Raw genomic sequence first — 15,682 nt, forward strand, 5'->3', positions numbered from 1 at the left:
AGGAGGTAGGGAACAGCATGACCTCCTTCTCGTCGCCGAGCAGGTTGCGGAGGTCGGTATAAAAGTAAGCGGCCTCCTCTCTGTCGTGCAGCACAAAGAGTTGGTGCTGTTTGTTTATGGTATATACCGCAGAGGCCAGTACCGCATCGAGGCTACCGGTAAGGCCCTTGAGTTGCAAGCGGTAAGCCTTGTTCTCCTTCAGGCGGTCGGCAATGGTTTGCACCACACTGTCGAGACGGTACAGCTCTAAAAAATCTTTAACTTTCAACGTGTTATTTTTTAAGACACAAGACGTAAGACACAGGACGTAAGACAAAAATAGTCTGGCTGTGCCACAGCTGGTTAGACTGCCAGGTCTTTCTGGTTCTACTCTGCAAAGATACTATATCTTACTGGTTTATCAGAACTGGCAGCAGCAGGAGAAGGTTGCGGAGGAGGTAAAACTGTTTCTATAAAAGTAAAGAAAGGAGAATGATTGGAGATTACCCCCCATACCGCCAGTTTAGGCGCAGCAGGAAATTTGAGTTTAGTTCTATGGGGTGGTTGTGCTGTTGCCAGAACTGGTAAGTTGTATTGTTGCTATTGCGTTTCCCGGCTCGCTCAAACATCCAAAGCATCCACTCCCGACGGCTTTCCTGCGGGTTCTCAGCTATCTCTTTAATAATCGTTTTAGCTGTGTGCTTTTTCATATCCCGAATAATGCTGCTCTGGGTTTGTTCCTGCGAACGAATTATCAGGTGAATGTGGTTTGACATAATGCACCAGGCATTACCTCCAGCCCTTTATGCCTGATACAGTAATTGATGCTGTCCACCATCATATCTTTATAAACAGGCCTTGTAAAAACATCAATCCAGTTTATAATTGCAAAAGATATAAAGTGAATTTGGTCCAGGTCCCTGATTCTGTAATTTCGGCTCATGGTAAAATAAATTGTTACTGTTTTATTTTACGCCGATAGGCAGGTAACGATTTTCCTATCCGAAACTCTTCACAAAGGTGATCTTCAGGGGTTATTTACAAATACTATAATCTGAGAGGGGAGTTGTTTACGTAAGTAAGGGTGCTTTGCATATGTGTAGCACCAGTAAACTAGCTCGAAGAGTACATGTCCGGTACAAAAACAAAATACTTTCTGACAGATGTTTTCTATGCCATAAAAGATCTTTTTCTGTTAATAAAAAAGAATAAGTACTCTTTTCTACGGTCGGTGGTGCTTTTTTTAACTATTACGGTGGTATATCACTTGTTTACAGACGCTTCTTATACTGTTTCAGCTACGCTTGCCATCCCTGCTGAAACACAATTCGCCCGGAACCTGGGCTCGGCTTCAGCTCCAACTGCCATAGAGTTTACCTCGCAGACTGCCATAAAAAGGGCTGTGGAGTCGCAGGGGCTTCATGTGCGTTACTTCACCAAAAATGTACTAAGGCAAAAGGAGGTATACGGTGCTGATGTGCCTGTAATCGTAAAGCTGGTGGAGCAGCATCAGAAGCAGGCAGTCCCAAATCTTGAGGTCGAAATTACAGATACGGCTACCTTTGTACTCCACGAAAATGGTCAGGCACATACTTACCGTTTTGGTGAGGTTATTCGCAGGCTCTATGCCACTTTTGTGGTTTCGCCCAACCAGGGGAGCAACCGTGCGCAGCAGAAAGTAATGGTATTGTGGCAAGATGCTGATGTGGTAGCCGCAGCCTATGCTGCTAAGCTAAGATTTGGGCCTGTGCCGGAAAAACCAACAGAATATAAGGTAGCCATTACAGATGCGTTCTGGCAGCGTGGCGTTGATTTTCTGTATGCACTGGTTAAGGCTGGTGCCACCGCACAGGTGCAACACCAGAATGCAGAGAAGCTGACAGCGGCTTTTCTGAGCAGCAAACTCGACAGTCTAAAGCAGGAGCTGGCGCAGCTCGAGACACTGGAGCAGCAGGCTAAGCACACAGAACAACCCGCTGCCCCTGTGGCCAGAGTAAAATCGCAACAGCAAAAAGCTATAGAAGCCATCGAGCCTTATGTGCACAAGCCTGTGCATCTGTTTACGCTTATACCTGATAATTTCGAGTTAGGCAACCAGCACCTGCAAAGGCTGGTGCTGCAATACAACCAGACACAAATAAGCAAGCAGGCGCTGCTGCAGCATTTTAAGCAGGAAGACCAGCTTGTGCAGGATGCTGACCAGGAGTTAAGGGAGCTGCAGCAAACCATGATCTCGGAGATTGAAGGTATGCAGGTGGTTTCGAAGTCTGATTCTGCTGCAGGTAATTTGGCAAGTGTACAAGATAAGAGGCTGGTGAAAAAAACCGAATACCGTTACTTTCTTCAACGCAAAAACGAGCTGAAAACCGCCCCAGAAGCTGCTACAGAACCTCCTGCTTTCAAGCAAAAGCCAGAAGAACATATCACCTCCGACAATCACTACAGCTGCTACCTTCTGGCATTTGTACTAGGCATGGCAATGCCTGTTTTCCTGATCAGGGTGCTGCACTGGTAACAACAAAATGACATGCGCCTAAGCCCGCAATCCGACCCTGAAGCGATTTCGTAAGTATGTACTTTCAGCATTTTAAGAGTGAAATTTCATAAACGAATTATAATGAAAAGAAAAAGCTACTTACTGCCAGTGTTGGTCATTGGCGGCCTTTTTACGCTGTCAGGTTATGCTTACAAGGGAGCTGTGTCTAATTCCTCTTCTCCTTCTCCGCAAGCCTTAGCCATGTCTCAGCCTTTAGCAACCACCGAACCCGAAACAGCAACAGCATCTGCTTCTGCTGCCATTACCGATGTTGCTGCACTGGAAGCACCGGATGTTCAGTTCGATTTCGACAGGGCCTCCATTCGACCGGAAGCGCACCCTGAACTACAGCGCGTTGCCAAACTCATGCAGGAAAACAACGCCAGCCTTAAAGTAGGAGGTCATGCCGATAATGTTGGCGAATACGTCTATAACTGGCATTTATCTAAGGCCAGAGCCGATGCTGTAAAAGCTTATCTGGTAGCCAATGGTGCCGATGCAACTCGCATTGCTGCCACCGAGTACGGCGACACCACACCCAAAGTACCGAATAGCACAGACGAGAACAGGCAGATAAACAGGAGAGTAGAGATTGAATTCTACTAACCAATTATGCTAATGAAAACAGCCTTCCAAAGGTAAAATGGCTTACTTAACGCCAAGGGTCAGCACACTACTCGTATTTTATTTACAAACAATCCTTGGCATAAAACAAGCTAAAAATCCTTTGGAAGGCTATTTCTATTAGAATAATTTACTGATGTTACGCACTAAGGATATTCAATTAAATTTTATAATCCGAACCCAACAAATTAATTTGCTGGCGCTGTAGCTGAGGCTCGTAGTGCAAATCCCAGTTCTTGGGCATTGCTAATACAGGGCCCCTTCCCCAGCCTTGAGCGCTAAGACTTCTACAATGCAACAGTAAAGCCCAAAGGCACCGGATGAAGCTGTTACCAAATGTATTAGAACCAACTTAAAAGTGCCACATACTAGAAGGTGCGTAAAATCAGTAATTTAGTAGCTTCTTATAAACCCCAAACCACCAGTTACAGCTTCGGATTAGAGGACGTTAAAAAACTTTACTCCTGCGCATCGAAGGGAATAAAGCGGCCATTTTTTAGAACATATAGGGTGGTTCGGTTTTCATCCAGTACCGATATGCCATCGGTTGGCAGCGTCGTTTTTCTGTTGTTGCGAGTATCCTGCACCACCGAGTCTTTTGGGGCAAGTTGCAATTGGTATACACTGTACCATTGGTCCTGCAGTTGCCGCGCCGGGTAAGAGGCTACTTTTACCTGGCGGGCTTTAGTGTTATAATCCAGAAAAGCCAGCACCTGAATAGAGTCGTTCTGCAGTACCTGCACCGCATAGTCAGGGGAATTGTTGCCGTCGAAGTTGCCTTTCAGGTAAATCGGGTTTCCTACCTGTGCAGTTCTGTTGCGGAGGGTCTGGTCTGGTAGCTTTGCCAGTTTTGCCTGTGGCCGGTGCTGCTGTAGCAGGTTGGTAAGGGTATCGGGTACAGGAAACAGGATGTTGCCTTCTGTGGTAGCTTTTGCCACACTGTCTACAGAGGCTTTTGTGCCGGCGTCTACCTGCTCATCTATCAGTTCATCGGAGGCGGCGCGGTTGTAGTTGCCGTCTGCGGAGTCGGAGCCGCAGGCTGTTAGGCCCAGCAGGGCTGCGAACAGGAAGTAGGGGAGTTTCATGGTTACATGGCTTAGTGGTAGTACCCTTGCTTACCTGTTAGCTTCCTGTAAAGTTGTTTTCCGGAATAAAAATGGTGGCTGTCGTTTTTGCTGCGCTTACAGGCCAAAAGAGCTAAAAAAGAAGCGGCCCCAGAATTGCTTCTGAGGCCGCTTTTGCTGTAGGGGGAGGAATCGAACCTCCACGGAGTAGTTAGGCAAAAATCTTTGTACTGTGTAGTTTAGGTCAAGTTGCTTTATCCCGGTTTCTCCACCCCCGAGAGAGGAGGGCTTGTCTGCCAGTTTCAACACCCTACATTGTATGTTGATGATGTAAAGGTAAAGTAAAGATTTCTTACTTGCAAATAATTTAACGAAAACTTAATAAAATTTATTTTTTGTTAACATTAAGACGAAATGTTTGAAATATGTGTAATTGTTTGCTTCTGTATAACTAAGATAGTTTTCTAATTTTAATCTGGCCAAGTCGCTTACTCACATACCCTATCCCAAAAATGCCAGGAAAAGCGTTGGAAGGCCGTTTTCATTCGAATAATTCGGGTTATGTGCTGATCCTCAAATCGAAGATATGGAAATGGCAGGATCGGGAAATTTTATATGGGCAAGTAGGAGGATGAGTGAATATTTTTTTCTCTTACCACATTATTTTAGACAGGGGTTATAGGGCCGAAAGTGCTGTAGCTGCAGGGCTCTTTCTGGTAAAATCCAGATGTGGCTTCCTCCCAAAAAATATTTACTGAAATCTACGTATGTAACTGTATTTGTCAGAAATAGTAAGTGCTTTGTAAAAGCTGTAGAGGTGCATGGCCCATAAAATTAATTTCGATAGAATTAATCGCTATTCCTTTTCAGAAGTGGTGGCTTCTGTAAAAGACTTCTGTGCTGTTTTTGTTCAGAGCAAATACTCTTTTATGCGGGCTGTGGGCCTGAGCTTGTTTGTGGTGTTTGTGTATCATGTGCTTTCATCGCCTGAGTACACTGTCTCCAGCACAATTTACCTGCAGCATAAGGAGCAGGAAACCCCGGCTTTTAAGGCATCATCGGTTAGTGCCACCACAGAGAGTGCGGAACCTGTAAGCCTCGATGTAAACGCTCTGCAGCTTAAAGGGGCGGTGCGTAAAGCCATTGCAGACCTGAACCTGAACGTACATTATTTTGCGCCTAAGTGGCTTGGCAAAAAAGAAATTTATAAACAGAACACACCTGTACTTGTTACCCTGATCTCCTACAGCCCCAGAATTTCGCAGCATACCCTATCTGTTAAAATTGTAGATGATAAAACCTTTGTACTGAAAGAAGAAGGCCAGATAAAGGCTTACCTGTTCGACCAGCTTATTCAGAAACCCTACGGTACGTTTAAGGTAGCGCGAGGCCCTGCATTTAAGAACCAGGAACAGGAAGTGCTGGTAACTTTCAGCGACCTGAACCTGCTGGCAGAGGAGTACACCGAGCGCCTTACATTTAAGCGCAAGCACCTGCACCAGGACCTGCTAACCATTAGCCTGAAAGACGAAATTCCGGAGCGGGGTATCGATTTCATTAAAAGGATGAATGCCGTGTATGCCGAGGGCTATGATGTGGAAAAAGACTCGTACAAGGCCGCCATAGGAGCTGTTTACAGCAACCTCGACAGCATCAGGCTGGAGATTGCCCGCCTGGATATTATGCTGGAAGGCTACCACCAGATGCTGAGCGAGCGAGGAGAGCCGGTGCAGTCCGAATTGCCAGCGCCAGCAGCACCTGCCATTGCCAAAGCCGACAACCTGGCCCAGTTGCAGGCACTCCAAACACTTGCGCCTTATGTGCAGAACCCGGTAACCCAGATTACCATTATTCCTGAAAACCTGGCGCTTTCGGATGCCCTGCTCCAGAACCTCATAAAAGATTTTAACCAGGAGCAGCTCGATAAGCTGGACCTGCTGCGCACCAAGCCGGAAGATAGTCCGCCGGTTCTCCAGAGCAACAAGCAGCTGTCAGCAATACAACAGGCCATTGTGCAGCGAATGGGTGGTATGCAGCAACATGTGGCAACACAGCAGCAGCAACCTGTGGAGCAGCCGCTGGAGCACCATGTGCTCCGGGTGCCAGCCACCGAGGCAGAGTTTGCTGCTTTGCAGGAAGAGCGGCAAACAAAGAAAACACAGTACAATTATTTGCTGGAACGGAGGGAGGAACTGAGCCAGTTGCTCTCCGCATCAAAATACAAGCTCCTTACCATCCATAAACCGGAAGAAAATGTAAAGGCTAAATCTTATGTTAAGAACTACTTCCTGGCCATTCTGTTCGGCCTCGCCATGCCTTTGTTCCTGATAAAGGTTTTGAAATGGTAGTGTACTTGCTGCCAGATTATTCGAATGAAAACAGCCTTCTGAAGGTTTTTGCCGGTGCAGGCTTCAAGGGCTAAAATGCCTGATGCAGGTAAAAGTCAGAAGTTTTTCCCATTCACTCACTCAAAATTTCTCCTGCCACAACTGCTTAAACTGTTGAGCTAAGTAAGTCGGTGGCAGGCGCACTGGCTGTAACGGTAGCAGCCGCTTTTTCTAACGATTTCAGGAGTTCTTCCAGGTCTATTGGTTTACTGATGTAGTCGTTCATGCCAGCTGCCAGGCATGCCTGCACATCTTCTTTCATGGCATTGGCAGTGGTGGCTATAATGTAGGGCTGAGGAGCATCTGTCTGCTGCCTTATTTCGCGGGTGGCTGCCAATCCGTCCATTTCAGGCATCTGTACATCCATCAAAATAACGTCGTACTGTTTCTGAGCGAGTGCCTCCAGTACCTGCAGGCCGTTTTCTACCAGATCGGCGGTGTAGCCTAGTTTTTCCAGCACCATTTGTGCCAGCATCTGGTTAATCGGGTAGTCTTCTGCCACCAGAATCCGGAGTGGGTAGTCTTGTGCAAAGTGCTCCGATAGTTTATTCTTTTCCGGTTCCTGCTTTTCTGTTCTTTGCTGCTGCTTAAGGCAGTTGGTGAGCTGCTTGTATAGCTGCTGATGTTTAACTGGCTTGGTAAGGGTGCAGTAAAACAGATCTTTATGCGTAGCTGTAATACTGTCTCCGATAGAGCTTAGCAAAATAATGGGCAGGTTCGGGTGCAGCTTCTTAACTTTTTGGGCAAGCTCCACGCCGTCGGTTTCTGGCATGTGCATGTCGCTAATTATAATATCGTACTTCTGTTTTTTTAGAAGCAGGAGCGCCTCTTGTGCGCTTCCGGCCAGCGATGGCAGAAAACGCCACTGCGTGAGCTGTGCTTTTAAAATGCCTCTGTTCGTGTTGTTATCGTCTACTACCAGTATGCGCTTGCCTTTCAGTTCTGCCGTGTTCAGGTGCACATAGGTCTGAATTGCCTGCGTGCTTGGTTCTGCCAGCATCGTAAACCTGAAACAGGTGCCTTTGCCGGGTGTGCTCTCCACGCTAATGCTGCCGCCCATAAGATCAACCAGGCGCTTGCTAATGGCCAGGCCAAGGCCTGTGCCGCCATACTTGCGGGTGGTAGAAGAGTCTACCTGCGTAAAGGCTTTAAACAGGTGTGCCGCTTTGTCTGGCGGTATGCCAATGCCTGTGTCGCGTACCTCGAAGGTTAACTCTGCCAGGTTGTTGTCGTGCAGGTGGCATTGCGTAACTCCTACAACTATTTCGCCTTCCGAAGTAAATTTTAGAGCGTTGCCTACCAGGTTTATCAGTATCTGCTTCAGGCGCACACTATCCCCGATAATCTGTGCCGGAATGTTGTAAGACAGCTGGTACATCAGGTCCAGGTTCTGCTGAGCGGCTTTGTTGGCAAACAAGTCAAGTACTTCTTCTATGGCTTCGCGCAGGTCGAAGGGCTCCTGCTCCAGCTCCAGGTTACCAGACTCGATTTTAGAAAAATCAAGTATGTTGTCGATAACTGCCAGCAGGCTTTTACCCGAGCTTCTTATTATTTCGGTGTAGTTACGTTGCTCACTATTAAGCCTGGTTTCCGATAACAGCGAAGTCATGCCGATTACGCCATTCAGAGGAGTTCTGATCTCGTGGCTCATGGTAGCCAGAAACGTGCTTTTTGCCTGGTTTGCCTTCTCAGCCTCCTGCCTGGCCAGCTCTGCTTCCTCCCTTGCCTGGTGCTCATGTGTTTGCTGCAGGTGGAGTTGCGTGTTCAGCTCCAGCAACCGGATGGTGTAGTCTTTGAGCTCCGCTGCCTGTGTTTGCAGGGCTTCTTTTTGCGACATAACTTCTGAGGTGCGCGCTTTTACCTGTTTCTCCAGTTCGGTTTTCTGTTTGTTGATGGCCCGAACGCGGTACCAGTACAGACCAATGCCACTGCCCAAAAAACTGAGCACAACCAAAGACCTGAACCACCACGTTGCCCAGTAAGGAGGCGTAATAATTAGTTTTACCTCATCGCCTGTCTCGTTCCAGATGCCATCGTTGTTCGAGGCTTTTACCCGGAACACATACTCGCCGGGGTCGAGGTTGGTATAATATGCCTTTCGTTCTGGTCCTGCATGAATCCAGTCTTTATCGAACCCTTCCAGCATGTAGGCATACTGGTTCTTTCTGCTCCTGATGTAATTGATAGCCACAAACCCAAACGACAGCACCGAATGTTTATAAGAGAGCTTTATTTCGTTTGCAGTGCTGATAGCGTTTTTCAGCGGAGAGTCTTCTGTGCCAATTGCTACCTCTTTATTAAATATCTGGAAGTCGGTTATGTAAACGGCAGGTGCCTTTTTGTTGTAGATAAAATTTTTTGGGTTAAAGATGTTAAAGCCGTTCATGCCTCCGAACAGTAGCTCGCCAGACCGGAGTTTGTAAGCTGCACGCACCTGAAACTCGTTTAGCTGCAGGCCGTCTTCAGCCGTAAAGTTTCGGAAAGAGCCTTTCGCTGCGTTAAAGCACGAGAGGCCGTTGTTAGTGCCTAGCCAAAGATTACCGTTATCATCTTCCTGAATGCTGTTTATGGCATTACTTGGCAAACCGGCTTTCTCTGAAAAGCTCCTGAATGTGGCTGTTTTCTGCTGAAGCAGATTCAGGCCGTTTTTGGTGCCAACCCAGATGTTCTGCTGCCGGTCTTCATAAATACTGGTAATAATGTTGTTGCTGATGCTTTCCGGCTTTGCAGGGTCATGTTTAAAAGCCTTAAACACATTCAGCCTTTTATTGAGCTTGTAGAGGCCTTCGGAGGTCGTACCGACCCATAGGTTGTCCTGCTTGTCGATGTAAAAGCTGTTAATGCCAGCGGTCGGTATTTCTTTCCCCTTCCAGGTATAGGGGGCAAAGGTGCGGGTTTCTGTATCGAATATGAAAATGCCTGTGTTCAGGGTGGCTGCAAATAGTTCTCCTTTGCTGTTTTGCTGCATATACCACACATCTCTGAGCAAAATGGTATCTTGTGTTACAGGGTTGAAACCTTGAAATTGCTCGTACGTTTTGGTGTTGCGGTTGTAGCTAAAAATGCCGGCATCAAAAGTGCCTACCCAAAAGTTGTTTTGGCTGTCTTCCAGAAAAGAGGTAATGGTGCCCAGCCATTTGCCTGCCTGCGTAAACTGGTGGTGCCGAAACGTGTTTGTTTTACGGTCGAACTGGTCGAAGCCATTGCGCAGGCCAACCCAGATGTTATCTCTTTTATCCTGGTAAAAGGAGAAGACTTCTTTGGAACCCAGGCCATTAGGTTTGCCAGGGTTAAAGGCAAAATGTTTAAAGTTATTGGGGTACGCTTCTTTTATAGTGATGCCAGCTATACTGCCGAGCCAAATGTTGCCGGTGGGGTCGGCGTAAATGGTGTTAAGCCCGTTGTCGAGCAGGGAGCTGTTAACAAAAGAGTCGTGCTGGTAATTATTGAATGTGTCGGTTCTTTTGTTCAGCACACTTAAGCCGTAGTTGGTAGCCACCCAAATGCGCCCGTCTTTGGCCTGGCAAATTCCTGGTACATAGTCTGCTAACAGCGATGGGTTGCCACTGGCCTGGTGCCTGTATACTTTAAAAGAGTTTGATTGAGGCATAAACCTGTTCATGCCTCCAAAGGCAGTGCCTACCCAAACTTCACCTTCTCTATCAATAAAAATTTTACGGATGGAATTGGTGCTCAGGCTACCCGGTTGTTTTGGGTCGTGCCTGTAATGCGTGTACGTTTTACGGTCTTTGCTGATAACACTAATGCCGTGCTCCGTGCCAACCCACATATTGCCTGCTTTGTCTTCTTCCAGGGCTCTTATAACGTTGCTTATGGGGCTGTTCAGGTTCTGAGGAGAGTGCAGGAGGCGTGTAAATTTTTTTGTGCCGGGGTCAAAAATGTTCAGGCCACCGTTGTCGGTCCCGATCCAGATAAGGCCTTTCTGATCTTCGGTGATGGAGGTGATGCGGTCGTCGCTGAGGCTGTTTGGGTCTTGAGGGTCGTGCTTGTAAACCGTGAAATTATTCATTTTCTGGTTATACACATTCAGGCCTCCGTTGTCTGTGCCAATATAAAGCGTTCCTTTTCTGTCGAGGTACAGCTTTATGATGGCATTGGTACTCAGGCTCTCTTTTTCGAGCGGGTTGTTGCGGTATACTTTAATTTTATAGCCATCGTACTTGTTCAGGCCATCGGAGGTGCCGATCCAGGTAAAGCCGTTCTGGTCCTGCACAATAGTTCTGACAAAGCTCTGCGATAAGCCACTTTTGGTAGTAAGGTGCCTGAAAGAAATATCTGCCTGCTGTGCCCAGCTTGCCACTGCAAAAAGCAGCAGTAGGAGGAGTATGTAAAGTTTCTTCATGCGGGTTACTACTTGTTTTAGCCTGTTGTGCGTTAGGTTTTACAGTTCTTCTGCCACTCAACGAAGGCTTGAACACTTAAATTTTCTAAACAATTCCGGGTATGTAAAACTAATGAAAGCTTAGGTGGCTTTACAAAAGTAAAAATCATATGAGCAACAACACCATATGACCTGCGCTTTCAAATATTTAAATTTAAGTTGATTTTCTGGGGCGGTAGTAGAAAAGGATGCAGAGTAAGTTTTTTCTGCATCAGCAGAAAATGAGCAGGAACAGTTAAGTTTATGCCAATTCTTTTTATTATTCTATTAAGGTGCCGACAAATGTAGCAAAATAACCTGATGTTTTAGTTGTTTAGGAAGATTATTATTTGCCTTACTAAAGATGTAGTGCTATTCTTTGTTCTGCCGCAAACTCTTGCATCACATCAGGCAGACCCTTGGCAACATTCTGTTAAAAAACCTTTTGGAGGTTATTTTCATTCGGATAATTTGAGTTGTGCAGTAACGGCTTTTCCAACTACATTGCAACAGGCAACAACAGCGCGACCATCTTTGCCCGGTGTACGGATTAAAAATAGTTTCACGTCGCTGTTACAGCAGCAAAAGCACCTATGCTAACTTATTACCAAGAGCTGCCATTGCTGTTGGATTTCGCCTACAAGATCCCGAAGGGATGACGACGGAGTACGAATCTTTATTTCGCTACTACCGCACAAATGAGTTAGAATAATTTCAACTCCCGCTAAAGAACATAGTACTGTCTAGCCGGCAACACTTGCAACTTATTTGATGTACAGACTAACCGTTAAATCTGCCAATTATTACCTTGATCTTGCTTGAAAGCATGGTAGCTTAACGAGCACGTTGGCAGGCAAACAAAGGTAACCTGTGCCTCAAAATTAAAAAGAACTGCAACCCCAAAGAGCACAAAAAAGTACTAGAGCCTGTGCACTTTGTACAACCAGAACCAACTCAATCTTGCTTATTTTTACTACATGGTACACCGCCTGCTTTCATACTTTCTGTACATTGCTATTTGTGTTGCAGGCTTGCTTGCCGCCCCTGAAGCAAAGGGGCAGGAAACCCCAGAAAACGAATACTACCAGACTTTTCCGGATCTGCTGACCACGCGGTTTTACTTCTCCAGAAAGTACACAGGTTTAAGAATAAAGGAGAAAACAGATAACACCAGCTACCTGTATGTGCCTAACACCACCCTGAACATGGGGGTAGGAGCTACCTACAAATGGGCAACTCTAAATTTGGCCTACGGGTTTGGCTTCCTGAACCCGGATAAAAACCAGGGCGATACACGTTACCTGGATCTGCAGGCGCACCTTTACCCCCGAAAAATGGTAATTGATGTATTTGGGCAGTTTTATAAAGGTTACCACTTAGAGGAGCGGGGCCGCGGCACTACTTCCGGAAACGACTATTACGTTCGCCCCGATATTGCTCTAACTAAAATCGGAGCTTCGGTGCAGTACCTGTTCAACCATGAGCGGTTCTCTTACAGGGCTGCCTTTCTGCAGAACGAGTGGCAGAAAAAATCGGCAGGTTCGTTTTTGCTCGGCTTCGAGATGTATGGCGGCGGTGTAACCGGCGATAGTGTGCTGGTGCCAGTGCCGCTTATCGGGAGCCAGGCGGGCAATTTTGATGAGCTTAATTTTTTTGAGTTTGGCCCGAATGCCGGCTATGCGTATACCCTGGTAATTAAAAAGCACTTTTTTATAACGGCTTCTGCGGCTGCAAACCTGGGGGTAGGCTACTCCGAAAAAGTAGAAGGCGCTGCAGAGCACAGGCACTGGGGCATAAACCCCAACGTGTTTCTGCGGGGCTTTGTAGGCTACAACTCAGGCAGGTGGTCTGTTAATGCCAACTACGTGCGCAACAATGTGCGTATTATAGCCAACCAGGGTTACTCCAACAGCATCCTGACAGGCAATTACCGATTAAATTTTGTCTATCGCATAGAGCCGGGGCCAAAGCTGAGTCGCCAGTTGCGCCGCCTCAATCGCTTCTCTCCTGAATAAAGCTTGGTGGTAGCTGTAATACTTTAAAAGTTAGCTGATTAATGGTATTGTATTTTGTAAAGCAGAGGCTGCCGAGGACTTAACCTGTACCTAGAAAAGTGTTTATATAACAATTTGTAGATATTCAGAAAATTCATCTAAAATCAATAACAATAATTCTAAAAATCAGGTACAGGAAAAATAAAAAAGATGCAGGTTTTAAGATTGAATTTTTCTGATGCAGGTCTTTTTGGAAACAAGCCTCACTAGTAGTTAACTGAAGGCAGGAGTTATGGAGAAGAACAGGTTACTTTTTATGGATTCCCTCAGAGGGATCGCCGCTTTCTTGGTTGTGCTTTATCATTATACCTCTACATACAGAAGCTTATACGGACATAACTTTCCGAAACAATTCGATTTTGCTTACGGCAATTACGGCGTAGAGCTGTTTTTTATGATCAGCGGCTTCGTCATATTTTTCAGTTTTAAGAGAGTTAAAGACGGAAAAGACTTCCTGTTCAAACGTGTGTCGAGGCTTTACCCGGCTTATTGGTTTTGCGCTATTGTTACCTTTGCCAGTGTTCAGCTAATTGGTCTGCCCGGCCTCGAAACCACTTTCACCGATTTCCTGGTAAACCTGACTATGTTCCAGAAACTGGCTGGCGTGCCTGAAGTGGATGGCGTATACTGGACGCTTTTCTATGAGTGGATGTTTTACCTGATGCTACTGGTTATATTCGTTACCCGCAAACTCGATAAAATACTGTATATAGGCGCCGTCTGGATGGTTCTTAATTTTGTGAATGTGCACGTTTACGAAATACCTTATGCCAGCAAACTGCTCAACCTCTACTACGGCGTTTTCTTTTACTCCGGCATCTTGTTTTACCTGCTCAAGTATAAGCCCGAAGCACGGCGGCATGTGCAGGTGCAGTTGGCGCTGGCAACTGCCGTGGCACTCTCGCTTTATATGCACAAAGGGCTGGCAGATGTTTGTATAATTGCTGGCATCTACCTTGTTTTTTACCTGAGCATTAGTGGTAAACTCGATTTTATGTCGAACAAGGTGTTTCTTTTTCTGGGAAGCATTTCGTACCCGCTGTACCTGTTCCATCAATACATCGGTTATATTATTATTACAAACCTGAAGCCTTATTTCGGTAACAGCGTGCTGCTTGTTGTGCCTCCTATTATTTTCAGCATTGTCTGTGCCTACCTGATTGCGGTGTATGTAGAGCAACCTATGGCGCAACTCCTGAAGAACTGGTACAAAAAACTTTCGGATAGCAAGCCAGCTACGGAAAAAGAGCCAGTACCTACCAGTGGCTTTGCCCGCCCCAAGCAGGAGGAGCCTGAAAAGTTCAGAATAGGCAGCATAGCTCCCAGCACTGAGATGTCGTAACCCTTGAGCCCTGAACCCCTAAAAACCTTCTGGAGGCTGTTTTCATCTGAATAATTTACAGGTTATTTGCAATCATAAAGTAGGATAGCTTCTTGTTCTGCCGTTCAACAACCAGCACGTTCAACAACCAGCAACCAACAACCAAGTTATCGGATAAGCTCCTGCTTGCGCTCTCCTATCTGCTGGCGCCACATAGCGTAGTACAGGCCTTTTTGCTCTACCAGCTCCGTGTGGCTGCCCTGTTCTACTACTTTGCCGCGCTCCAGTACATAAATGGTGTCGGCGTGCATAATTGTGGAGAGGCGGTGGGCGATGAGGATGGTAATTTGCTCGCGTAAGGCCGAAATCTCTTTTACGGTGGTGGTTATCTCTTCTTCGGTAAGGGAGTCGAGGGCAGAGGTGGCTTCGTCGAAGATGAGCAGGCGCGGATTCCGGATCAGGGCACGGGCAATAGAGAGCCGCTGCTTCTCACCACCCGACATTTTAAGGCCACCTTCGCCAATCTGCGTATCCAGGCCATGTTCGGAGCGGGCCAGCAGGTTGGTGCACGAAGCACGCTGCATGGCCGCCAGCATCTCCTCGTCGGTGGCATCGGGTTTCACGAACAGCAGGTTCTCTTTTATGGTGCCCGAAAACAGGTTGGTTTCCTGAGTTACAAAGCCCAGCTGCCGCCTTGCCTCGTTCAGCCAGATGTCTTTGGCTGAGAAATCGTTGTAGAGTACCTCGCCACTATTTGGCACATACAGCCCCACCAGCAGCTTTACCAGCGTAGATTTGCCTGAGCCAGATGGCCCCACAAAAGCAATGGTATCGCCGGTGCCAGCCTCGAAGGAGATACCGTCCAAAGCATTTTGCTGAGCACCTTTATGCCGGAACACCACCTCCTCGAAGCGCAGCCGCTGCAGCGGGCCAATGTCGATGGCCGACTCCGGGCGCTTCTCGATCGGCTTCTGCATCAGCTCATCAAAATTATACAGAGCAGCCTCTGCCTCACGGTAAGCCAGAATAATGGTGCCCAGATCCTGCAGCGGCCCAAAAATACTCACCGAAATAAACTGCATCGAAATCAGCTCGCCCGTGGTGAGCACATCCCTGAAAATAAGCCAGAGCAGCGTGAACAGAATAGATTGTTTCAGGATGTTAAGCGAGGTGCCCTGCAGAAACGAAAGTGTCCGGACACGTTTTACCTTCACCATTTCCAGCTCAAAAATCTGTTCGGTATGCGCCCGCAGCCGCCGCACCTCCTGAAACGTGAGCCCCAGGCTCTTCACCAGCTCAATATTGCGCAACGACTCCGTTATAACCCCCGACATTT

Annotated in this window: 10 protein-coding genes; 5 read left to right on the forward strand and 5 right to left on the reverse strand. The window is 46.9% G+C overall.

The window, feature by feature from the left end; all coding sequences use genetic code 11:
• Positions 1-268 (reverse strand): hypothetical protein (locus FVR03_RS21470; RefSeq protein ID WP_147923832.1); only part of this gene is annotated, 268 nt, incomplete at its 3' end.
• Between the two features lie 214 nt (positions 269-482).
• Positions 483-755 carry a transposase gene (locus FVR03_RS21475; RefSeq protein WP_147923833.1) on the reverse strand — a complete coding sequence of 91 codons (273 nt, stop codon included), beginning with the start codon at positions 753-755 and terminating at the stop codon, positions 483-485.
• A gap of 353 nt (positions 756-1,108) precedes the next feature.
• Between FVR03_RS21475 and FVR03_RS21480 the strand changes: the two genes are divergently transcribed.
• Positions 1,109-2,494 carry a GumC domain-containing protein gene (locus tag FVR03_RS21480; protein ID WP_147923834.1) on the forward strand — a complete coding sequence of 462 codons (1,386 nt, stop codon included), beginning with the start codon at positions 1,109-1,111 and terminating at the stop codon, positions 2,492-2,494.
• Between the two features lie 102 nt (positions 2,495-2,596).
• Complete coding sequence (locus FVR03_RS21485; protein WP_147923835.1) at positions 2,597-3,121, forward strand: OmpA family protein; 525 nt, start codon at positions 2,597-2,599, stop codon at positions 3,119-3,121.
• 476 nt (positions 3,122-3,597) lie between these two features.
• Here FVR03_RS21485 and FVR03_RS21490 read toward each other — a convergent pair whose 3' ends face one another.
• Positions 3,598-4,224, reverse strand: a complete 627-nt coding sequence (locus FVR03_RS21490) for a hypothetical protein (protein ID WP_147923836.1) — start codon at positions 4,222-4,224, stop codon at positions 3,598-3,600.
• Between the two features lie 800 nt (positions 4,225-5,024).
• On the opposite strand from FVR03_RS21490, the gene FVR03_RS21495 reads away from it, so the two are divergent.
• Positions 5,025-6,551: a GumC domain-containing protein gene (locus tag FVR03_RS21495; protein WP_147923837.1), complete on the forward strand. Its 1,527-nt coding sequence runs from the start codon at positions 5,025-5,027 to the stop codon at positions 6,549-6,551.
• A gap of 145 nt (positions 6,552-6,696) precedes the next feature.
• Here the strand turns inward: FVR03_RS21495 and FVR03_RS21500 are convergent, their stop codons facing one another.
• Entirely contained in the window at positions 6,697-10,953 is a 4,257-nt protein-coding gene (locus tag FVR03_RS21500; RefSeq protein WP_147923838.1) for a hybrid sensor histidine kinase/response regulator, read from the reverse strand.
• Between the two features lie 995 nt (positions 10,954-11,948).
• Here FVR03_RS21500 and FVR03_RS21505 point away from each other — a divergent pair.
• Together FVR03_RS21505 and FVR03_RS21510 are read left to right on the forward strand one after the other, a co-directional pair.
• Positions 11,949-12,986 (forward strand): DUF4421 domain-containing protein, encoded by a 1,038-nt coding sequence (locus tag FVR03_RS21505; RefSeq protein ID WP_147923839.1) that lies wholly within the window; start codon positions 11,949-11,951, stop codon positions 12,984-12,986.
• A 295-nt stretch (positions 12,987-13,281) separates the two neighbouring features.
• Positions 13,282-14,367 (forward strand): acyltransferase family protein, encoded by a 1,086-nt coding sequence (locus tag FVR03_RS21510; RefSeq protein ID WP_187270253.1) that lies wholly within the window; start codon positions 13,282-13,284, stop codon positions 14,365-14,367.
• A gap of 146 nt (positions 14,368-14,513) precedes the next feature.
• Here the strand turns inward: FVR03_RS21510 and FVR03_RS21515 are convergent.
• The coding region (locus FVR03_RS21515) for an ABC transporter ATP-binding protein (protein WP_147923841.1) at positions 14,514-15,682 on the reverse strand (1,169 nt) is incomplete at its 5' end.

It is taken from the genome of Pontibacter qinzhouensis (assembly GCF_008017455.1).
GTDB lineage: Bacteria > Bacteroidota > Bacteroidia > Cytophagales > Hymenobacteraceae > Pontibacter > Pontibacter qinzhouensis.